Source organism: Butyrivibrio sp. FC2001 (assembly GCF_000424125.1).
GTDB lineage: Bacteria > Bacillota > Clostridia > Lachnospirales > Lachnospiraceae > Butyrivibrio.
This window is the reverse complement of record NZ_AUJH01000032.1, coordinates 1-21,846: the sequence shown is the minus strand read 5'-3', so window position 1 is coordinate 21,846 and position 21,846 is coordinate 1. Positions and strand designations below refer to the sequence as shown.

25 protein-coding genes and 1 pseudogene are annotated in these 21,846 nt (G+C 38.7%); 5 read left to right on the top strand and 21 right to left on the bottom strand.

Features of this window, described 5'->3' with window-relative positions:
• Positions 1 to 221, top strand: a pseudogene (locus G601_RS0113455) (tyrosine-type recombinase/integrase); the annotation flags it as partial.
• A 307-nt stretch (positions 222 to 528) separates the two neighbouring features.
• Here the strand turns inward: G601_RS0113455 and G601_RS23270 are convergent.
• The 5 genes from G601_RS23270 to G601_RS0113425 all read right to left on the bottom strand — a co-directional run bounded on the left by G601_RS23270 (position 529) and on the right by G601_RS0113425 (position 9,678).
• Complete coding sequence (locus tag G601_RS23270; RefSeq protein WP_051205846.1) at positions 529 to 3,585, bottom strand: glycosyl hydrolase 53 family protein; 3,057 nt, start codon at positions 3,583 to 3,585, stop codon at positions 529 to 531.
• 76 nt (positions 3,586 to 3,661) lie between these two features.
• Positions 3,662 to 6,043: a glycoside hydrolase family 2 TIM barrel-domain containing protein gene (locus G601_RS0113440; protein WP_026665673.1), complete on the bottom strand. Its 2,382-nt coding sequence runs from the start codon at positions 6,041 to 6,043 to the stop codon at positions 3,662 to 3,664.
• Between the two features lie 132 nt (positions 6,044 to 6,175).
• Entirely contained in the window at positions 6,176 to 7,774 is a 1,599-nt protein-coding gene (locus G601_RS0113435) for an ABC transporter substrate-binding protein (RefSeq protein ID WP_026665672.1), read from the bottom strand.
• A gap of 40 nt (positions 7,775 to 7,814) precedes the next feature.
• Positions 7,815 to 8,741 carry a carbohydrate ABC transporter permease gene (locus tag G601_RS0113430; protein WP_026665671.1) on the bottom strand — a complete coding sequence of 309 codons (927 nt, stop codon included), beginning with the start codon at positions 8,739 to 8,741 and terminating at the stop codon, positions 7,815 to 7,817.
• A 10-nt stretch (positions 8,742 to 8,751) separates the two neighbouring features.
• On the bottom strand, positions 8,752 to 9,678 hold the full coding sequence (locus G601_RS0113425; RefSeq protein WP_026665670.1) for an ABC transporter permease: 927 nt from the start codon (positions 9,676 to 9,678) through the stop codon (positions 8,752 to 8,754).
• A gap of 276 nt (positions 9,679 to 9,954) precedes the next feature.
• On the opposite strand from G601_RS0113425, the gene G601_RS0113420 reads away from it, so the two are divergent.
• Positions 9,955 to 10,962: a LacI family DNA-binding transcriptional regulator gene (locus tag G601_RS0113420; protein WP_026665669.1), complete on the top strand. Its 1,008-nt coding sequence runs from the start codon at positions 9,955 to 9,957 to the stop codon at positions 10,960 to 10,962.
• A gap of 18 nt (positions 10,963 to 10,980) precedes the next feature.
• Here G601_RS0113420 and G601_RS0113415 read toward each other — a convergent pair whose 3' ends face one another.
• The 9 genes from G601_RS0113415 to G601_RS0113370 all read right to left on the bottom strand — a co-directional run bounded on the left by G601_RS0113415 (position 10,981) and on the right by G601_RS0113370 (position 14,842).
• Positions 10,981 to 11,196 carry a hypothetical protein gene (locus tag G601_RS0113415; RefSeq protein ID WP_026491905.1) on the bottom strand — a complete coding sequence of 72 codons (216 nt, stop codon included), beginning with the start codon at positions 11,194 to 11,196 and terminating at the stop codon, positions 10,981 to 10,983.
• Complete coding sequence (locus G601_RS0113410) at positions 11,186 to 11,506, bottom strand: hypothetical protein (RefSeq protein WP_026491906.1); 321 nt, start codon at positions 11,504 to 11,506, stop codon at positions 11,186 to 11,188. Before G601_RS0113410 ends, G601_RS0113415 begins: the two co-directional genes overlap by 11 nt.
• A 114-nt stretch (positions 11,507 to 11,620) precedes the next feature.
• The gene (locus G601_RS0113405) at positions 11,621 to 11,938 is read right to left on the bottom strand and encodes a hypothetical protein (RefSeq protein WP_026665668.1); all 318 of its coding nucleotides are present in this window, start codon (positions 11,936 to 11,938) and stop codon (positions 11,621 to 11,623) included.
• A 166-nt stretch (positions 11,939 to 12,104) separates the two neighbouring features.
• Complete coding sequence (locus G601_RS26660) at positions 12,105 to 12,275, bottom strand: hypothetical protein (protein ID WP_207638053.1); 171 nt, start codon at positions 12,273 to 12,275, stop codon at positions 12,105 to 12,107.
• On the bottom strand, positions 12,275 to 12,604 hold the full coding sequence (locus G601_RS0113390) for a hypothetical protein (RefSeq protein ID WP_026665667.1): 330 nt from the start codon (positions 12,602 to 12,604) through the stop codon (positions 12,275 to 12,277). Before G601_RS0113390 ends, G601_RS26660 begins: the two co-directional genes overlap by 1 nt.
• A 73-nt stretch (positions 12,605 to 12,677) precedes the next feature.
• On the bottom strand, positions 12,678 to 13,349 hold the full coding sequence (locus G601_RS25145; RefSeq protein ID WP_081673529.1) for a CPBP family intramembrane glutamic endopeptidase: 672 nt from the start codon (positions 13,347 to 13,349) through the stop codon (positions 12,678 to 12,680).
• Positions 13,339 to 13,707 carry a hypothetical protein gene (locus G601_RS0113380; RefSeq protein ID WP_026665665.1) on the bottom strand — a complete coding sequence of 123 codons (369 nt, stop codon included), beginning with the start codon at positions 13,705 to 13,707 and terminating at the stop codon, positions 13,339 to 13,341. The genes G601_RS25145 and G601_RS0113380 overlap by 11 nt, the downstream gene beginning before the upstream one ends.
• Before the next feature lie 572 nt (positions 13,708 to 14,279).
• Positions 14,280 to 14,411: a hypothetical protein gene (locus G601_RS27105; RefSeq protein WP_255346213.1), complete on the bottom strand. Its 132-nt coding sequence runs from the start codon at positions 14,409 to 14,411 to the stop codon at positions 14,280 to 14,282.
• A complete protein-coding gene (locus tag G601_RS0113370) occupies positions 14,411 to 14,842 on the bottom strand; it encodes a DNA/RNA non-specific endonuclease (protein WP_026665664.1) in 432 nt (143 codons plus the stop codon). Before G601_RS0113370 ends, G601_RS27105 begins: the two co-directional genes overlap by 1 nt.
• Between G601_RS0113370 and G601_RS23260 the strand changes: the two genes are divergently transcribed.
• Both G601_RS23260 and G601_RS0113360 read left to right on the top strand, forming a co-directional pair.
• On the top strand, positions 14,814 to 15,632 hold the full coding sequence (locus tag G601_RS23260) for a discoidin domain-containing protein (RefSeq protein WP_051205845.1): 819 nt from the start codon (positions 14,814 to 14,816) through the stop codon (positions 15,630 to 15,632). The genes G601_RS0113370 and G601_RS23260 overlap by 29 nt on opposite strands.
• Before the next feature lie 38 nt (positions 15,633 to 15,670).
• The gene (locus G601_RS0113360) at positions 15,671 to 16,426 is read left to right on the top strand and encodes a DUF4886 domain-containing protein (RefSeq protein ID WP_026658355.1); all 756 of its coding nucleotides are present in this window, start codon (positions 15,671 to 15,673) and stop codon (positions 16,424 to 16,426) included.
• Positions 16,427 to 16,614: 188 nt separating this feature from the next.
• On the opposite strand, the gene G601_RS0113355 is transcribed toward G601_RS0113360, so the two are convergent.
• The 7 genes from G601_RS0113355 to G601_RS26230 all read right to left on the bottom strand — a co-directional run bounded on the left by G601_RS0113355 (position 16,615) and on the right by G601_RS26230 (position 20,599).
• Positions 16,615 to 17,061, bottom strand: a complete 447-nt coding sequence (locus tag G601_RS0113355) for an Hsp20/alpha crystallin family protein (RefSeq protein WP_026665663.1) — start codon at positions 17,059 to 17,061, stop codon at positions 16,615 to 16,617.
• 199 nt (positions 17,062 to 17,260) lie between these two features.
• Entirely contained in the window at positions 17,261 to 18,004 is a 744-nt protein-coding gene (locus G601_RS0113350) for a YwaF family protein (RefSeq protein WP_196808899.1), read from the bottom strand.
• 102 nt (positions 18,005 to 18,106) lie between these two features.
• On the bottom strand, positions 18,107 to 18,394 hold the full coding sequence (locus tag G601_RS0113340) for a YciI family protein (RefSeq protein WP_026665661.1): 288 nt from the start codon (positions 18,392 to 18,394) through the stop codon (positions 18,107 to 18,109).
• A 32-nt stretch (positions 18,395 to 18,426) separates the two neighbouring features.
• Positions 18,427 to 19,035, bottom strand: coding sequence for a DUF1349 domain-containing protein (locus G601_RS0113335; protein WP_026665660.1), 609 nt, complete (start codon positions 19,033 to 19,035; stop codon positions 18,427 to 18,429).
• Positions 19,036 to 19,272: 237 nt separating this feature from the next.
• The gene (locus G601_RS0113330; RefSeq protein ID WP_026665659.1) at positions 19,273 to 19,710 is read right to left on the bottom strand and encodes a hypothetical protein; all 438 of its coding nucleotides are present in this window, start codon (positions 19,708 to 19,710) and stop codon (positions 19,273 to 19,275) included.
• 51 nt (positions 19,711 to 19,761) lie between these two features.
• The gene (locus tag G601_RS0113325) at positions 19,762 to 20,364 is read right to left on the bottom strand and encodes a pyroglutamyl-peptidase I (protein ID WP_026665658.1); all 603 of its coding nucleotides are present in this window, start codon (positions 20,362 to 20,364) and stop codon (positions 19,762 to 19,764) included.
• Between the two features lie 79 nt (positions 20,365 to 20,443).
• Positions 20,444 to 20,599, bottom strand: coding sequence for a hypothetical protein (locus G601_RS26230; protein ID WP_155834546.1), 156 nt, complete (start codon positions 20,597 to 20,599; stop codon positions 20,444 to 20,446).
• Positions 20,600 to 20,678: 79 nt separating this feature from the next.
• Between G601_RS26230 and G601_RS0113315 the strand changes: the two genes are divergently transcribed.
• A complete protein-coding gene (locus G601_RS0113315; RefSeq protein ID WP_026665657.1) occupies positions 20,679 to 21,818 on the top strand; it encodes an RNA-guided endonuclease TnpB family protein in 1,140 nt (379 codons plus the stop codon).
• Positions 21,819 to 21,846 lie beyond the last annotated feature (28 nt).

Below are 21,846 nucleotides of genomic sequence, written 5' to 3'. Positions count from 1 at the left end.
TGGGTTTAGTTGCTTCGGGTGTTGATTTAATTTACATCAGAGACTTACTCGGACATGTAAGCGTTAGAACAACTGAACGATATGCAAGAGCTGATGCCAAACTCAAGCGTGAAGCCATTGAAGCAGCCAGCAAAGAAATCGTTCCAAAGGAAGAGCCACAGTGGGATAATAATATATCACTTAAGAGTTGGCTTAAGGATCTGTGCAAATCTAAACTTTAAGAATCATTATGTAAAGAAATCCATTAGTAATGCCTGAAAATAGGCTGACTTTAATGGGTTTCTTTACATAAAAAATAACTTGTCATAACCTTTGTTATGTAAATCTTTACATAAAAAAGGCGCTGTCGAAAGCCTATGATCAGGGCAAAGACACTAAGCTGCCAATCATGGCGGAAGTTAACGAGAAATACTTTGAATTAAAAGATAAAGTGAACAGCTTATTTGGAAAAACGATAGCATAATACGAGCCGCTACAATAACTGAAGACGATTATTATAGCGGCTTTTGATGTTTTACAGATATATTGTCATTTTACTATTATTTTACACTTTGCCTTGAACTTACCATCCTTTGTAGTGACGGTAATTGTTGCCTTGCCCTTTGAAACAGCTGTAACTTTTCCGCTGCGACTGACACGTGCAACCTTTTTATTACTGCTCTTCCAGGACACCTTTTGATTTGTGGCATTATAGGGTTTAACTGTTGCCTTAAGCTTATATTTTTTCCCTATCTTAAGGGTCTTCTTTTTTTTGTTTAGCTTAACCTTTGTAACCTTTACAACTTCACTCTCACTCTGAGCCTTGACTGTAGTTGCCTTTTCATCATTTACTACAGTTCGCTGTGAGGGCTGCGCATCATTTATATCTGCGCTATTATCCTGTTTATCATCTGTATCTACTTTTTCAGGTGCTGAAGCTATTTCTCCGGTCTTCCAAAGAGCAAAATCATCCCATGCTCCCCAGCAACCGGCTGAAGCATTTGTACTTGCTCCAATTGTAAGCCTGGTTCCATCATCGGTTATTTCTATATTATCTATCGTAGGATTCTGGAATTCCTGCCATTTTGTCACGCCTGCCTGGGCTGATTTCTCTTCACCATTAAGTATGGCATATAATTTGAACTCATCATTTTCGCCGGCATCGCCACCTTCAACAAAAGCGCTAAGACTGTATATGCCTTTATTTAGAGTAACCTCCTGCTCAACGTTAAACTTAAATGCTGTTCCATACCAGAATTTCATGCACCACTCACCGGTATGAACATTGGATGAATCCTGCTTGATTGCAATTTCGCTTGTGGATACATCAGATGTAATTGTCCAGCCCTTATCTCCTTCTTCAAATCCGGGGTTAGCAAGGAAATTCATAGGCTTTATTGTCAGCTTGCAGGATACTGCAACGCCTCCGTCAACATCTGCAGTTCCTGATATCATATAGACTCCGGCTCCGCTTTCCATTGCCGTTTTTATATCCTCTTCGGACCAAACAATATTTACTTCTTTGGTTGTGCCATCATTGTATTTAGCAGTACCTGTTTCAGGCAGCTTTATTTCTTCATCAATTACGGCTTCTACAGCATTAACATCAACACCATTTAACCTTAACTTAGCCTTTGCACCTGTTCTCATGTAGCTGTACATTTTTGCAGATGCTAACGGATGTCCATAGAAGTCAAACCATGCTTCGTTTTCCACAACGGCGCCGCCTCCGCCATATTCCTGTACCCCTATGTCATAATCCCTGGCATAGGAGCTGGCCCAACCTGTACCATAATTTTCCCAGTTATCTTTATTGGCTTCTATAGATATTGCTACTTCATCTCCTGATTCACCATGCATATTTACAGGTAGCCATGCAGGTTCCCAGTAAAAAACTCCAATGCCATTTTCTATCGACGCAACTGCATCAACTACCCCTCTTACGGAATCTGCCTGTCCCTGAGGAGATACATCGAAGTTAAAAGGCTCTTTTCCTGCATCATAGTCCTCTTGTGTTTCAGTATTTGCGCAGCCATCAGCGTCATCGAGTGTGTATACATATGAAGTCTCGGTAACCATTACCTTTTTACCATAGTTATTGGCAATGGCGGACAGTTCATTTTTCAGGTTATCGAGCGTTCCATGCCAATAAGGATAATAAGATGATGCAAAAACATCATAATCAACATTCTTAAGCTGAGATGCATAATAATCATATCTGCCACCTTCAGGATTGGTAAAATGTACTGCAACCAAAATGTCCTTAGACACTTCTCTTACGGCTTCTGCACCAGCTGCAAACATTTTGAGCATTCCATCCCAGCTTTTTTCACCGGCAATACCGTTATTAGTCTCATTGCCTACCTGAACCATTCCAACATTAACACCACTGTTAATAAGATCTTTAAGGCTGTCAATTGTAAACTGTTTTAGTGTAGTTGCTTTAGCATCGACATCCATATTCTTCCAAGCTTTAGGTGCTGTCTGCTTCCCGGGGTCTGCCCAGAAATCAGAATAGTGAAAATCTATAAGAACCTTCATCCCTGCGCCGGTTGCCCACTGGCCTATCTGTATAGCCTTAGCCAGATCGCAGGTACCACCACCATATCCATTACCATTTTCATCGTAAGGATCATTCCATACACGGATTCTCACATAATTAACGCCGCAGTCATGAAGGAAATTGAAATATCCCTGATCATCCAGCTCATTGCCATCGTAATCATAGTATTTCACTCCTCCATTCTTCAGAGCAACATAGGAGCTGACATCAACACCGGTAATGAAGTTCTCGTCGCATCCTTCGACCTTATTTACAAAAATCTCCGCCTCCACTGCGGGTTCATCCTGTACAGGATCCTGGTTATCCATCTGAGTATCCTCTTCATCATTTTGATTGTTTTCTGTTTCATCGGGCGTATCGTTCTGGTCAGAACCATCATCCGAACCTTCGTTACTACTATTATTGACAGTATAAAGTCTGACATTATCAATATCTCCCCAGTACGAACTATTTATATGCCCCGAAAAGGCAATAGTAAGATCTGTCATTTCATCTGTTAATGTAAATGCCTCTGTTTCATAGGTGCTCCAGTTATCCCAGCCACAGGTTGTAATATTCCAGGATACACCAGATACAGTTGCTGCCAAACCAGAATCTGCCTCTGCTCCATCTGCATCAAAACAGAGTTTATAGGTTCCTGCCGAAACCCCTGAAATAGTCTGCGATAAACTCATCTCCTCCGCTTCTGAATTATTATTCCAATAATTAAAAAATGATGTAGTATTATTTTTTGCCCATTCATCCATCTTAATTTTGTAACCTGACACATCACCATCAGCGCCTTCAAAAGAAACATCCCATCCGGTTGTATCTCCGTTTTCAAAATCACCGTTTTTTACGAGTCCGGTATCCTTCCACTTAATTTCCTTTTCTTCTTCCGCATTACCATCAGAAACATTTGCATCTAATGAAAAGGAATCCTCTGTGCCTTCTGCTTCTCCGGTCGCATAAGTTGTAATCCCGGTCTGTCCGGTAATCATCATAACTGCCATCGCTGCACTTATGTACGTAACAACATTTCCATTAAATCTGCCGCTTTTCATTGTAATCCTCCCTTTTGCTATACCTGCATAACTAATTTGTTTAATATCACACAGCTCCTTCATCCTTTATAAATAGTTAGAATTCAATATTTACACTGTTTAAGCCTTCAGATGATAATAAAACACTCCCCGTTTCCTCTTTGTTTTTCTTTTTAAAAGCGGCAAGTAATTTCCCTGCAAGCATATTTCTTTTATCGGATTTATATCCTGAAAGGTCCTGCATATTTCCGGCGTCCATTCCAATAAACTCAACGTTATCAGAGCAAACTACACTTATCAGGCTGTCTACATCAGGGACAGCTCTGCCATCTTCATCTCTCGCTGTTATCTCCACAAGATAGAATTCACCTGCCTTTTCCACCGATGCTTCTAAGGATGATGGCTTTTTTGTTGTAACAACTTCGCAAGTCTTAACAACTTTATCCCCCATATAACCTTCTGCTCTTAATACACCGGGTTCATAGGGTACATCCCATGTAAGATGAAGATCACCTGTAGTTGGGCGAAAACGTCTGAGTTCATCATCCCAGCTATTCATGGCTCCATATCTTGGGCATGGGGCACTCGCTTTTTCTGAAATAAGCTTATCGTTAATATATAGCTTTACTCTCTCACAGTTGGTATAACATATTACTGTTTTAAAAGTGCCCTCTTCGCCCTCAAAATTCCAGTGAGGAAGCAAATGAAGAGTTATATCTTTTTCATTCCAGATAGACCTGAAATAGTAATAAGCATCCTTTTTGAAACCGGCTGTATCAATTGCTCCAAAATTAGCTCCTCTTCTTGGCCAATGCGACTCACCAAGATAATCTATCCCAGTCCAGATAAAGTCACCGGCAACATAATCCCTGCTTGCTGTAAATCTCCAGAGTGCTTCATGTGTAAGCGATGCAGTAATATAGTTGTCATTAAAGTCTCTTGTCTGGCTATAGTCGCCTCTATCTCCACACACAGAAGGATTCTCAGAGCCTATCATTATCCTGTCAGGATATACAAGCTTATCATCTTCATAGAATCTTTCCGCTCTCTCTCTCCATCTTCCTACATAGTTATAGCCAACTACATCTATCTCATTCATAAATTCCTGTTTGGTTTCAATCCCCGGAAGAGATGCGATGTTATCACAAGCACTTGTTGTTAACCTGATGCTGTCTTCTTCATGAACTATATCAGATAGAAACTTAGCTATCTTAGGACCATCTGTGAAAGCCTGTTCAGGGATCTCATTTCCTATACTCCACAGAATTACTGATGGATGATTATAATCACGTCTTATCATTCTCTGTAATTCCGTTTTTACATCTTTACAGAAAAATTGACTAAAACCGTACGAAGGCTCTTCTGAAAAATAGTTTTCATTTTTATTCTTTCCAAGCATCCATTCGTCACAAATCTCGTCCATTACCACAAATCCCATGCTGTCGCACAAGTCAAGAAATCCCGGTGCCGGTGGGTTATGTGAACACCTGATACCGTTTACTCCCATGTCCTTTAACGTATTCAGACGTTTTTCCCAGATATCCTTATAGAATGCAGATCCAAACAAGCCACTGTCATGATGAAGACAAACGCCTTTAATCTTTATTTTTTCTCCATTCAGCTTAAACCCTTCATCACAGGAAAAAGCTATTGTTCGTATACCAACACTTTCTCTGCGTTCATCCAGAAGCTCTCCATCACAGAATACCTGAGTTACAAATGTGTAAAGATATGGTTTGTCTATTTCCCATAAAATTGGTCTCTGAACAAACATTCTTGTTGCAGCATGTGATGTTTCATTTGAATCAAGGCAAAGTGTTGCACCAGCCTTGCATGAAAGCTGTCCCTTTTTATCCAAGAGCTGCCACTTTATTACAACATCCTTTTTTTCTTTCTCATAGTTAATAGCGCTGCTCTTTACATCAAGAATAGCCATTTTTTCATCATCAGTCACTTCGGCTGTTTCGACTTTTATACCAAAGTAATCCAGGCATTGCCTTGATGTTTTTCTTATATACACGTCTCTATATATACCCGAGCCTGTATACCATCTGCTATTAGGCTGCTTGCTATTATTTACTCTTACTGAAATGAGATTATCTCCCTCAACCAGTTTATCTGTTATATCTACCACAAATGTAGAATATCCATATGACTGACTTCCTGCCTTTAAGCCATTTATGTATATCTCACTTTCCATGTATATTCCTTCAAAAATGAGCTCAACATGCTTTAGTAAATCATCCTTGGAAATCTTTATTTTTTTTCTATACCAGCCAATTCCGGCATGAGCATAGCCGCCACCTGCCCCGCTCCTGTTCTCTTTCTTTGGTGCAAAATATGTATCCCAATCGTGTGGAAGCTCTATATGATCCCAGCCTTCATCGCGATAATCAATTTGGGCAAACTCACCGTTGCTGCAATCTTCACATATAAATTTCCATTCTTCATTTATTATCTTGGCATCTTTTAAATTCATCGTTTCTCCCTAAAATTCTCTTAAAAAGGGAGCAGTAAAACTACTGCTCCCTCCAGGTTGTCATAAGTTAAATACTTCGGAATAATTTCTACCTTTTTGATCTCACAGTCATTTTGTACCAATATTACATAATTAATTTCCCTGTTTCTCAGCAACATATGCCTCTGCCTGGGATTCAAGTTCTGCAATAATATCTCTGATTCCTGCATTTTCCAAAGCCGCACTAAATTCAGCAATTGACGCATCTACATCGTCTACAAGACCGTTTACAAGTGGTCCATAATAAATATCTACAGCAGCCTCAACAGCAGCAAACTGCGTTGATACATTTGTCGAATCAAAATTAAAGCCATCATAGATATGATCAGGTTTTATATTTGCGTTAAATGCTTCATCAAGCTGATCATATACTTTATCTACTTCTGTTTTGTTCTCGATATACTCCGTACGTGTAATAGTCATATTATTCCAGCCCCAATTACAGTTTGAGCTTACTCCATAGTTTGTTTCATCAATTATCTTATACTGGTCATCTCCTACAGCTTCCCAGTGCTTCCCTTCTATTCCAAGCATAGCAAGATCGTACACCTCAGGGTTTGTGTAAAACTCATTAAGCACCATCATAGCTCTTTCTTTGTTCTTACTGTTATTATTGATAGCCACACCATTATTGATATATGAGTTTACCTTTTTGGGCTGTGATGCTACCGGATCAACAATCGTTACCTTCCATTCAGGATGCTCAGTCTCTGCCTGTCTTCCATAATTTCTGCAGCTTCCAAGGTTCCAGGCAAGTGTTGCAGTTTTCCCATTCAAAAGACCAACCTGACGCTCTTCAGTTGAATTCAAAACATCAGATGACCATGCTCCCATATCAGCAAGTTCTTTTACCTGCTTGCAGTAATCTGCAAATCCATCCCAGTCAAGAAGATATGTAAATGATAAATCACTTGGATCCTGTGTATTGTATAGAATCATTTCACCACCATGAGGTGCACCACCTGTTATTGTATATCCTTTGTTTTGGAAATACTGATAATTGGGGCCACCCTGGCTCGCATAAAATCCATCATTAGCACAAGCCTTATAAAACTCTACAAGTTCATCCCAGTTTGTAATTTTTTCAATGCCATATTTTTCCATCAAATCGCCACGGATAGTCATTACATCCTGACCAAATTCATTCTGGTAATTTGGTACCATGTAAATATTGCCATTGATTTTTGCCTGTTCCCAAGCCATTTCCGGTACTACATTCCAAATATCAGGTGCATAGGTCTTTATGAAATCCTCTGATAAAGGATAAAATCCTCCGAGTGCCGCTGTCTGCTCATAATGGCACCAGCTTGATGCTGTAAATATCAAGTCAAAGTCTTCCTGTGAAGAGAATAAAAGTGAATATTTTGTATCATGATCGCCCCAGGACAAAAAGTCCACTGAAAGAGAACAGTTGAGCTTTTTCTCCAGTATCTCATTGATCTTGCCATATACTTCATCAAAGTCAGCTGTTCTATCACCTATAAGATACATTTTTAAGTCAACGTGTTCAGATGTATCTGGAACCTGACCAGTTGCCTCGTCTGATTCTGATGCTTCGCCTGAATCTGCAGACTCGCCTAACTGATCTGCAGGCGCTTCTGAGACTTCATTTTTCGCCTGACCACCGCATCCTGAAACGATTCCACATGTCATCCCCAATGCCAATAAAACAGATAATACCCTTTTTTTCATTACATCCTCCTTAAACTATGAAATACTTAATCTTTATCATTTAGCCCTTTACTGCACCAATTGTGATTCCCTGAACAAAATATTTCTGAACCAACGGAAATGCCAGCACAATAGGACCTGTTACCACTATTGTTAAAGCCATCTTAAGCGTCTGTGTCGGTAAGTTTACTGAATTAATAACAGAACTGCTAACACCTGAATTTGTGAGCATTTTTTTGTATCCTTCAATGTTGTTTACCTGCCTGTACAGGAAATATTGAAGAGGATATTTGCTTTCACTCTTTATATAAAGCATTGCATTGTACCAATCATTCCAATATGCAAGAGCTATGAAAAGGCCTACTGTCGCCAAGGCCGGTTTGATTAATGGCATTACAACCTTAAACAAAATCGCAAACTCGCCACATCCATCAATCTTCGCTGCATCCATTAGTGATTCCGGAACAGATGAAATATAGCTCTTCATTATGAGAAGGTTGTAAACACTAAAAATCATAGGAAGCAGCAATGCCAAATAACTATCCTGGAGCTTTAGCGTTATGGTCATAAGCATGTAATACGGCACCAGTCCTCCACTAAAGAGAGTTGTAAAATAAAAGAAAAATGAAAAACCATTTCTCCATTCGAAGTCTTTCCTTGAAAGAACATATGCTGTCATTGTCTGCAGTAACAAGCCTATTGCCGTTCCGCCAAGTGTAAGTAAAATTGTGACCAAATACGCCTTTCCAACAACCAATGGATCTTTAAATACTGTCTTATAAGCATCCAGACTAAAATCCTGTATCAATAGGCTGAAACCATTAGTTACTATCGCTTCCTCAGAAGATAAAGAGCCTGTTAAAACCATGATGAATGGAATAAGGCATAAGATTGAGATAATGCTGCAAAAACTGTATGCAAGAATGTTTAGAATGATCACTTCTTTTCCAGTTTTAACTTTTTTTGAAATATGTACCTGATCTGACATTTAGGCCTCCTTAAAACAAGGTGTAGTCTTTTTCATATAGACCCACAAGATGATTAGCCAATAGAATAGTTACAAAGCAGAGAATTGACTGAAATAAACCAATAGCTGCACCCATTCCAAAGTCCTGGCTTGTTAGAAGTGCCCTGTTCGTCAATGTATCTATAACATCTGTGTAGTTGAACAATAATCCATTGCTTCCCACAAGGTTATAAAACATATCAAAGTTTCCCTTAAAAATACCTCCTACTGACATCAGAAACAGTATTACTGTCGTTGGCATTATCATAGGAATCGTAACTTTGAAGATTCTCTGAAATACATTAGCGCCATCAATTGATGCTGCTTCATATATAGAAGTATCTATTCCCATAATCGCTGCCAAATACATGACAGACCCATAGCCTACACCTTTCCAGAGCGCAAAAAATACTATGATAGGTGGCCATACCTGGGGCAACGTATAAAATGGAATTTTCTCTCCTCCAAATAACGCTATAATTCGGTTCACAAATCCAAAATCTGAGCTAAATAGATTGAACGCCATAACACCTACGATTACCCATGAAATAAAGTAGGGCAAAAACATCATAGACTGAGAAATCTTTCGAAACTTTTTGCTTCTGATTTCAGTAAGAAAAATTGCAATCGCAATCTGCAGTATTGTTCCAAGTATTATAAATGCAATATTATAAAGAACAGTATTTCGCGTCACCAATCCAGCCTGTCCGGATTTAAAGAAAAATTCAAAATTCTTTAACCCATTACAAGGACTACCCCAAATTCCACCTCCATAGTTATATTTCTTAAATGCCATTACAATTCCAGTCATTGGGTAATATGCAAAAAGCAAAGTGTATGCCACAGATGGCAATAACATAAGTAAATACACCCTGTACTTATAGAGCTTATAAAAAAAACCCTTTTTCTTATTTTTCATACATTCCCCGTGAGATGTATTCAGAACTCAATACATCACATTTCCTTTCGTTTATATACGTTGTGCACAAACATCTGTATTACTTAACATTAAGTTTAGGAAAAATCACCATTATTCTCTAGCTTAATAACCTTCAATCTTTTAAATGTCTATGCCGCATTTTATACAAAAAAAATTTATGGCCTGCGCAATTTTGCGCTTAAATTGCGCATTGTGTTGCTTTTTTTGCGCAAAACCCTTGAATAGTATATTTCAACTCCGTATAATCAAACCATTATGAATGACAAGACAAACCTTAATGAAATAGCAAGAATTTTAAATATATCGACCACGACTGTTTCTCGAGCCCTTTCAGGCACAGGGCGAGTTTCAAAAGAAACCAGAAAAAAAGTTATTGAAATTGCTGAAGAACTTGGGTATTCGACGCCATCACAAAGGCGACTTGACACCTTTATAAAGCCAACTAATCATAGTCATAATATTGGCGTTGTCATGGCAAGGGATTTGCTTTATGAATCAGATTTCTTTCATCAATGTCTGTTAGGAGCAGCCTCTGCTTTAGCTGACCATAACTATGAAACACTTCTGATTTTATGTAACACTGATGAATATGAACCATTAAGACCTGCTGCTGAGCGTGGAGATTTGGATGGTGTGATTTTTTTGCGCGCAATTTCCGGAGAAAAAAGTCACCCGTATTTGAAGAAGAAAAATATCCCTGTCGTCGTAGTAGGATCTGGTGTAAAAAATGCGTTGATGGTTGATTCAAACAATTTGCTGGCATGTAGAGAGCTCTGTTCAAATCTTGTTAATTGCGGTTGTAAAAACATTTCCTTTATTTGCGGGAATATAAATTATACCGTGAATAAAAATCGATTAGATGGTGTACTCATGGGAATGACCGATTATCGTTTGGAACCTAATCCCAATATTATATTCAAAGATATCGAAAGCTTTAGTTCCTGTAAAATTGCTGTAGAAACAGCGATACAAAGACGCGCAGATGGAATAATCTGCGGAGATGAAGTAACCACGATTTGGACATATGATATATTAACCCAGAATGGAATCTCGGTTCCTAAAGATATTCTTCTTGCTTCATGCTATGACAGTAAAGCGCTCTCCCACCATTCTCCAACAATTTCAGCAGCTCATGTAGACGCAAGAAAGATGGGAATTGAGGCTGGTGAAGCAATGTGCAGACTGCTCTCCGGAACTGAAAACAGACGTTTTATACCTGTTGAGCATACTATACACCTAAGAGAATCGACCAGATCTTTTTAACAGATATAATTTACGCTATCAAAAAGTAAGCCTCTTTTTCATCGTCTCAGTAACAAGATCTATCTGATCGTCTGTCATATCATCAAAACCGTATACAACGTATGGTTCTTCCAGCTTAAAAGGTAATGGCACTCGAAGCGAATGCCCCCTGTAATCGCAGGAAGGCTTAAAGCCAAGCTCGTTATAGACCCTGTCCCATATAGCACAATACTGTTCATCATTGTTAATCAACATTAGTATCTTCTCCGATTCTCCTTTTCTTCTTTAATGTAAGGACAATCATGCCAACAATCAGCAATACTATCCCGATTAAAATGTAGAGCCCTGGAAATAGTATCATTGCTAAGGCAATGCCACCCACATCGTCACTAAACTGAGCTCTGTAATAGATATTTTGTAATGCCATCCATGCAAATACGGCCGACATTGTTACTGTAAAAATGGAGTATATCCATCTTTTTCGAATAAGAATCAATGTGAAAATGCAGATAATAGGCAGGATAAAATAACCGTATCCCCAAACGTGAATGATAACATTAGTCATTTCAAACCTTTTCCTTGTTTCAAGATTTTTGTTCCTTTAATGAAACGCTGATAGCTTCTTTTATCATTCCAATAATAGAGCCATATCCCTTTATTTCTTTCCCATTGCTTATGTCTAGCTGTGTACTATAGTCATATCTGCGTTGTAAGCCATCTCTGCCAGAGTATCTTTTGAATAAGAGTTATATTCTACGTTAGATCCCAGGAAATAATAATATCCCGGTATGATCCTGTTCTCTCTGTCTCTGCTCATTCTTATGAGCATATAAGCTTTTCCATCCTCTAAGAGGATTCCAAAAACAGCGAATTTGTTAAGAGGGCCGCGCCCATAATAATCTAACGCCTCTTCAGGTATAGGATCACCATGATAAGGGAATAAGCCAGAAATATTGAAGCTATTTTGATTATAATTTATGTAGATTTTTTTAGTCATTCTCATCCTCCAGACAATAATTTTATATCCGTATCAATACTTCTTTACAGGCTAAAGATTTGATATATCCCGCGAGTATTCCCTTCTTTATTTCTTTTCCGCAATATGGACAGGTCGTCATTCATCACTCCTTTTATAGTGATCTCCTTTACATTTGTCCAGTACATCATCCAAAGATTTTTACCGCATAATTGATAATTATTCCTGCTGATCCGCCAGAAAGAATAAGTAATACTATCCCAACACCAATGCATATACGGCTTGCAATCTTCTTTTTTGTATCTCTCGAAAAATGTTTACCGGTACAAAGAAGGATTGCGTGTATTGCTGCTACCATTACCAATATACCGCGCAATAAAGTTCTTCCACTCCAAAACTGCTTACTGGTCTGTCTCCGCCGCGTATTTCAACCTTTGTGCAACGATTCTCAATCTTATGAATAAAAGCCGCTTTCTTTTCGGTGCTTTCTCGTTCAGCTAAGTCCTGGTCTTCATTTGCCCCCATGTAAACAGTCCATACGGTTAAGCTTCTTGTATATGGAAGATAAGCTGCGACTTTGTGCCGGAGAAATGAAGAAAGCATTTCGCCCTCCTGATACTTTAAGACCATGGCTTTCTGATCATCGTCTCCATTGCATATGCTCTCTCTGGTTGCATATATAATCATGTGTCGAACCTCATATCCTCTTGTAATAGTCATTTCATGTGTATGATAAAGTGTTTAAATCAATGTCACTTAATCACAGTACCCCTGACAGCAGTGCCAAATACCCAACAACATTAATCGATGAATGCAGCAATATGGAAGCAAAAATGTTTTTATTCCAGTCATAGAACAGCGTTAAGATAACTGCCGGAGCCAGATAATAGAAGAATTCCAATGGAGCTACGATATGTATGCAGTCAAATAAAACAATGGAAACCATTGTAAGAACAAGCCACATGCATTTTCTTTCCGGTCTGCCAATAACGCTGTAGCGAAACACCATTTCTTCAATTATGGGAGCAAATACGCATCCCTGTATCACGCCAAATGCCAAAGGAACTGCATTCAGCTGATTCTTTACGTTCTCATTATTAACCGGCAGAATAGCATTACAATAGGTATTAGCTATCCAGAGAACAAACATAGTCAGAGCTAAATCAATTACCAAAACAATCAGCCATCTCAGATAAAATCTCCCGTCCTTCAATTTTCTAGTAGCAATCTCAAGCAATTCATCTTTAAGCTCCTTGTGAAACATCAATAATACAATCACAAAGAGTAACACGTATACCATGAATGATGCCCATTCACCAGAAATAATTGGTGCGATAAGTTCCCATAGCCCAAAATTTATAAGATAGAATAGGGCTATCATGCACATTCTTTTACTATATAATTCAAGATATTTTTTCATATCAGTACTCATACTTATTAGCTTTTTTATGATGCTTCTCAAAAGTGCTCTTGATGATGAGTCCAGTGCCAACTACTACCGGAACGAATACAAGCAGGATGTCTGTAAGCGATGAATATGCAAAATATAGCTCTGTTCCAAGAACGAGCGCTACAACTAATAGGCACAGCGACATCACAAAACATCCCCATGTAAATTTGTTTTTATTAACTACTACTGCTATTGCTGAAATTATAAGAAGAACCAGAACTATTGCAGAAGTGCTTACCCTGCCGATCCTGTAGAATCCGAATGATGATACGCGTACCATCTTGAACAGCATGAATAAGCCGATGATAACAAGAACCCATCCAACATTTCTTTTTGTCATACTTGTTTCCCTCCAAATGATAAAATTCCCCCAAGCTTCAATTATATGGTAAAAATCTCAGTAATAGAAGTAATCTTTTGTATATGCTCATTTTACTTAATGAGATAGTGCAAATACATTGTCAGATAGGCGAAATAGATGTCTATAAATCCCTGAAAGCACTGATTATTCCTGCGTTTACATGTTGTGATAATTTTGTGATAGTTCCGGGAGTATTATCCGATCAGAACATAAGAAAAGGGCAGCCACGGTAGCGATGCTTTACCAAGGCTGAGCCCGAGGTCAGAAGGATAAAAATCCAGCAAAGGTAGCGACGCTTTATCGGAGCGGAGGAACAGATCCTGCGGTTCTACTATGAGGGGTAAAAGATATCAAGGGCGGCCTTCGCTTCACCCAAAGGTATCAATATAGAAGTCATCTACAGCGGCGGCGATTATTTTTCACCTGAGCCAAGGGATGCGACACTAAAAGAAGCCGGTGATGTGAACCGGCTCTTTTAGTGCGCTGATAATGGTTATAATGCATTTTCTTCTTGATCGGCATCAAGTCCCCAGTTCTCAGGGCTAGTTTCCTCAATCTTGGAAAAAAGAATAATAAAAAAATTCATACGCAGTCTCTTCAACTTCTCCGAATAAGATGGTTTTATTTGAGTTTTCATCAACTATATCTGAAAAAGCTTTTATCATAGTATCAATGTTATTCATCACACACTCCCTTTTGACCTAAATGTTCTATCCTCATTAACAGGATGCTCATTATTTTCATCTCGAATAGTTACTGTATATTTTACAGCATTTCCGTTCTCATCATACTCTGTTTTGATTGCAACTACAGTCATATTGCCACCATCAGCATTAGCATCATTTATTTCTTGAGTAAGGTCCTGTAAATCACTAGTCTCAATTTTTCCTTCAAGAGTTTTTACTAAATCTGTTGATCCCTCATTATTATCAATTTGAATGAATGTCTTAATTCCATCGATTGTATACGTAAGATCTATCTTTGATGGTCTCTGAGATTCCCCATCATATTTTACATCTACTTTAATCTTGACGTCTTTTCCTTCTGCTACGGCATTGCCTATTCTTCCTTCAGCTTTTTTATAAATGCTTTGGTTAATTGCTGTTCCTCTCATAGCAAGGTATGCAGACTGGCCAAGAGAGGTATCTTCAGAAAATCCTGATCCCTGGGCTCCCCCATGCTGGTATCTGCTAAGCTATAACAAAAATGTAACTGCATCTTCCACTAAAGGAAATAATCCCCCTTCAAATGCAGTTGATGAAAACTCTCGCACATGGTGGCAGGCATCATCCTCTAAACAGGGCGAATGGATCTGTATAGACCTTCAGGGTTCCCATACTGTACATGCGGTTCAGATTAATTTCGCAGATGACAAACTATCAGCCCCTGTTCCGGGAGATTTTGATAAAAGTGGAAGATATATAGAAGAACGCAGCTTGAGAACCAGATGGATTCTGGAAGGATCAACTGACGGTACTTCATGGGTAATTTTGAAAGACAAGTCAGACGCAGAAACTGATCTCCCCCATGATTTTATAGTTTTTAATGAAGAGCTGAATATCAGATTTATAAAGCTCACCATAGTTGAAGTTCCCTACGACCAGAATCCATGTATTTCAGGCTTAAGAGTCTTTGGAATAGGTAATGGACAAGCTCCTGCAGCCTCATCCTTTAACGTAAAGAGAATAAGTGACCTTGACATGATTGTTACAATTAATGAAGATGATGCAACAGGGCATACAATACTCTGGGGAACATCACCGGATAAGCTGTATCATAGCTGTATCACCTATGGCAATGAACAGAAAATAGGTGCGCTTATTAAGAATAAATCTTATTATGTAAGAGTCGATTCTTTTAATGAAAATGGTATTACAGAAGGTTCTGCCATTAAGCTTATCTGAATAATGACAATAATACTTTAATTTGATGGAGAGACAATATGAAAACTACTTACATTCTGGCAATTGGCAACAGTTTTTCCCGTGATGCAACAGCGTATCTTTATGATGTTTGCAAGAGCATGGACATCCCTGTTCATGTAGTAAATCTGTATATAGGAGGATGCCCCCTTGAGCGTCATTGGGAGAATATAGAGAAAAATGAACATGCATATCAGTATCAGGAAAACGGCGTAGTTACAGACAGATATGTAAGCATACAGGATATTCTTCATAGTAAACCATGGGATTATATTGTAACTCAGCAATCCAGCCACGACAGTGGCTGGCTCGATACATATGAGCCTTTCGCAGGACTTATGTTTGACTATATAAAGAAAGAGGTCCCTGGCGCTCAGATATGTATGCAGCAGACCTGGGCTTATGAAATTGATAGCGATCACGGTTGTTTTATCCGTTACAATCGCGATCAGCTTGAGATGTACAGACGTTCCAGAGCAAATTATCATACGATAGCAGATAAATATAATATTCCGCTTATCCCCTGCGGAGATGTCATTCAGAATATCAGAAAGCATCCTGAATTCGATGTAGCCAGGGGTGGAAAATCCATATGCCGCGACGGATTCCATATGCATTACCTGTATGGACGCTATGCCCTTGCATGCACCTGGGCGAAAACATTATTGAATGCCCCTATTGAGAACTGTACTTATCTTCCAAATTGCTGTGACACCGATGAAGAACTGGATGAAGCTCTTCTTTCCATAGTTAAGCAGGAAGTAGTATCGATTTAAAAAAATGCTCCTTAACCCGTTTGGATTAGGGAGCATTTTCACTATACTTTTACAGAATAAGTAATTTGATACAAACCCAAGTAACTATTAACAGCAATTTTATCATTACATATAAAATAAGCGGCCCGGAAGTGTTCCCGGGTCGCTTATTATTACGTTGTTATTAGGAGTTTTATGTTGTTATGCCTTTAGGCAATCATTATATGTTTCTTTTCAGGAAGCTTTTGCTGCTCCTTCTTAGGTATCGTCAATGAAAGAACTCCATGTTTGAAGGATGCTTTTACATCCTCTTCTGTAATCTGGTCGCCTACATAGAAGCTTCTCTGCATCGAGCCACTGTATCGCTCCTGCCTGATCAGACGTCCTTTCTTATCATTCTTGTCATTGTTCATGTTTTTTGAAGCACTGATTGTAAGGTATCCGTCATTCAGTTCAAGGTTAATATCCTCTTTGGCAAAACCAGGAAGATCAACACTAACTTCATACTGGTTATCCTCTTCCTTAACATCAGTCTTCATCAGCCTGTCGGCGTGACGTCCGTAGAGCTTCCGCTCCATGTTGTTCAGTTCTCTGAAATCCTGGAAATTGAACAGATTGTCAAAAAGATTTTCTTCAAAAATACTAGGTGCTAACATAGTTTTTTCCTCCTTTGCATCAAAAACATTTATTTTTGAGCATTGGGACGGAGGGTTTAGATCTAGGGAACTTCAGTCCTTATGGTCTTCTCTGTTCCTTTGTTCTATATATGGTATAACACCAAATTAGCACTCTGTCAAGTAGAGTGCTAATTATTTTTATAAGATAATTCCGTTCTCTATATGATATGAACAGCCTTCAATTTTGCTTATTAATAATACCCGTAACGACATACATCATGATAAGAACTGCAAGTGCAAGTACCCCATATCCCACAATGTAATATTTCATGCCAAATATATATTCTATTAAAGCAAGTGGTGTCCCCTTTAAAGGCCAGTTTACAAAAAAATAATTACAACCAAATTTCTTATCAAACAGAAGTATTGGAGGAACCACAATCATAAGGAAAATAATCTCATAATGAATATGTCTGAGATCAGGTTTAATTTCACCTTCCAGCTTTAGAAGTATCGGATACAGTATAAGGAGTCCGTGCCACAAATAGCTGTACAAGTTCATGAAATTCCAAACAGGGTAAAGATCTGCCCAGTCTGGAAACATAAGTGCACATAATGAAGCTGGCATTATGAGGATATATGCTATCTCACCAAATATTTCCTTAATCTTCGCAAATGGAGCATATTCACTTACAAGAAAGACAAATATTCCAATACTGCATATGTGAAGAGGCAGATATCCTATACCAAAATGCCCTACCCTTAAAAGATAAAGGTCTTTGAAAACCTCCAGTATCAGCATCGCTACCGGAATAGTCTTATTTATCCGTTCCTTTTTATCTTCGCTGAAGTGATTAATAAGGACGGCTGCTAAAACCACAAGAGCCAGGACAACAACAATACTTATAATATGCTCTATGCTAAACAATCCATACCCTATACCTGCAGGAAGATCGTCCTGCTGTTTCCAAAAATAATCCATCTGCATTTACTTCATATCATCCATATAGATTTTAGGGATGCCATTAAAACATTTGTGGCCGTTACCAATAAAAAATGTTCTCATCATTATCTTCCTGTCGTATTATTTTATGCCATTTGCGATGACTACATTCATTGTATCAATATCGATTTTTTCCCAGACACCCTCTAATACATAGGGCTCGTTTTTAATGTATTCATCAAGCTCTTGCCTGGAATCAAATTCCATGATAAGGGCCGATCCCTTCATCTTGCCTTCTTCATCCAATAGTCCTCCTGCGCAGATGATATGATCACTTAGCTTGTTCATGCCTTCAAGATGGCGTGGACGCACCTCCATCCTCTTTTCAAGCATCCCTTCTCCATCATAAGCCTTGATTATAAACTGCATATGCCCATCTCCTCTCTTTCTCTAAATATACTTTAGGCTTCGCTATCTGGCTGCTGTCCATCATGCGCCTGCCATAAACATTCTGTCACAACCATATCTGAAAAGACTGCTTTAAAGCTTGACTCCTCCGGGCTGCAGGCATATATTCCAAAGCTGATTTTACCTGCTCCGTCCCACATATGGCATACTCTCATCTGTGTATAGTTCTTTCCATCCTGAGAACATTCGATACAATAATCATCTTCCCTTCTGCTAAAACGGTACCACATGATCTTCATATCAGGGGAAATAGCTGTTGTTGCCCAATCTGAATATCCATGGTTTGTTACCACGGATCCAAGGTGCTGAAAATCATCATTCTCATATTCAACGGAGCCTTTCAGCCAGTTCTCTGAGTCTAAGTACATGACTATCCCGCATTGGTCAAATCTGTGATGACTATCTGTAAAGTCTGTTTTTACTATGAATGTAAAGAACTTATCTTCCGTCTCAAACTGAAGAACCGGAGCATTATCATTCCTAAAGTGATAATACGTCCTCTGCCACAGATCTGTGTGAGGTTCTGTAATAATCACGATTCTATCCTTTTCTATGACAAATTCCTTTGGTTTTCTCGTCCATTTCATAGATCCTGTATCCATTTGATATGCCCCTCCTTATCAGTCAGTTATTCTGTGTAACCTTATTTAGTACCTCAAACAGTTCCGGATATTCCTGCTTCATCCTTATGGAACGACCTTCTTTATTAAGAAAAGCATGGGAAGATTTTTTCAAGACATACAACCTCACCGTCTCGATTTTTCATCTCATATGCCAAATGAAGCTTTACACCCTTGAATTCTTCAACTTCTGAATTAATCCAAAAATAACTTTAATAATTAGTCCCATTCAACAGACAGACAACGGAAACCTGAAGGAATCTCAGGATAACAATTTATATATTCTCCCAGTTCCAATTCCGATACGCCTCCTGATTGTAACCATTCACAATCGACCATGTTTTCTATTGCTTCATCTTTTAAGGATGTGCATATAAGAATCGAATCTCCGTAAAGTGACAGCTCTTCATTTTCATCATGTTTTGCTATTTCAGTATCATCGTGCAGAAAAACTCTGATCCAAGCAATATTCTCCTCTCTTTCGAGCGATTTAAATCTCTCATAGATTTCTGAAAGAGGAGGACGCCCTTCATCTGCTTGGTTTGGCGCTATGGAATACTCATCATCGTTTCCATCAAAGAACTCATCCAAAGTCAAAAGTGGAAAATCGTCACCAGTTTCATCAATCTTGTTTTTAAACTCTTCAACACTTATCATTCTACTTTCTCCTGTTGATTTCTATTTTCACCAAATTCGGCTGCAAGTGCATCATCTGCTTATAGTTTTTTCTATGCATATCTGAATACCCCTGGCAATTTCAGATATACTAAGCTCAGATTTTATGACCTCCTCAGAATCTGAAGGATTTGGGACATGGATGAATCCAGCGGGAATACTTAACCCCTTTGTTTTCAGGTAATTCATGGTCCTATAGAAAAGATCGTTACACACATAAGCACCTGCTGAATATGAAAGCTCAGAAGAGATCCCACCTTTTGTCATTTCCCCAACCATGTCTGCTACAGGAAGTGTTGAGAAAATACCATCAGCCCCGTCTGAATCAATTTTCTCGAACCTTGGACTGTTTCCCTGATTATCAGGAATCCTTGCATCATCTATGTTAATTGCAATAACTTCAGGAGTTATCTTTGTCCTAGTACCTGCAACACCGAGCATGATTACAGCATCAGGTCTTAATTCATCTATTCTTTTTGCAAGTAATGCTGCCGCAACGCCAAAGACCACCGGCAGCCTCATCACTTCAATATCTGCTTCGCCTATTCTCTCCGGAAGAAGCTTTGCAGCTTCATATGATGGATTCGTTTTTGCATTATCAAATGGTTCAAAAGCAGAAATGATTACCTTTTTCATAAATAAAATCCTTTCGGTTGTCGTAGGCGGAAACCCACTGCCCTTGGGCGGTGGGAGGAGCCTTGTAAATTTGTAGCCATTAAACATCTTTAATCTTGTGAATGTTTTTTACAACTTCCTCGATAAACCATTCGGGTTCTATGTTATTTTGTTCCGCTATATATTGCATATCCCGAACAAAATTCTCTGCTTCGTTTTGTGCTTGCACTTTAGCATCTTTTAGCCATTGCTCCATACACTGAATCTCCTATATGATTGACTTTCACTAATAATTATTATATTATATATTTAGTGAAATAACAATGAGGTATACTATGGAACAGATGACAGTTACAGCTAAAATTCAGATATCTGTTAATGCAGACAGTAAGGTTTTACTTGATGAAACCATGTCTGTTTATTCTGATGCTTGTAATTATGTATCTGACTATGTGTTCCGCACTCACGACCTAAAACAGTTCTCACTTAACAAGGTTTTGTATTCTACACTCCGAGAAGAGTTTGGACTTAAATCTCAAATGGCTCAGTCTGTATTTAAGACTGTTATCGCAAGATATAAAACCATTCTCGAAAATCAGAAAGAGTGGATTCAGCCATCTTTTAAGAAGCCACAGTATGACCTTGTATGGAACAGAGATTATTCTCTTACGCAAAACTGCTTTTCAGTAAACACGCTGAATGGTCGTGTTAAGTTGCCTTATTTCGCTGAAGGGATGTCTAAATACTTCGACCACGATATATATAAGTTCGGCACGGCTAAGCTCGTAAATAAGCATGGTAAATATTTTTTACATATCCCTGTTTCTTATGATGTCGAGGAAAGTAATATCTCTGATATCTGCAATGTTGTAGGCATTGACAGAGGTATTAACTTTGTTGTTGCCACTTATAACAGTAAGCACAAGTCTGGATTTGTAAGCGGTAAAGCCATCAAGCAGAAACGCGCTCACTATTCTAAGCTTCGTAAAGAACTCCAAATATGTCAGACACCATCTTCAAGACGTAGATTAAAAGCTATCGGTCAGCGAGAAAACCGTTGGATGCAGGATGTTAACCACCAGGTATCAAAGGCACTCGTTGAATCCAATCCGAAGCATACACTCTTTGTCCTTGAAGATTTGTCGGGCGTTCGTAATGCTACAGAACGCGTCAGAACCAAAGACCGCTACGTTTCCGTATCTTGGTCTTTCTATGACCTTGAACAGAAACTTATCTACAAAGCTAAACAGAATCAGTCTACTGTTATTAAGGTTGACCCTCGTTATACGAGTCAGTGTTGTCCTGTATGTGGTCACATTGAAAAAGCTAACCGTAACAAGAAGATACATCTGTTTGCTTGTAAGAACTGTGGCTATAAATCAAACGATGACCGCATTGGAGCTATGAATCTGTACCGCATGGGAATCAACTATCTTGAAGATAGTCAAGTACCTGATACAGTTACGGCAGAGTAAATCTTTGTCGTAAGGGGCGGTGTCAACC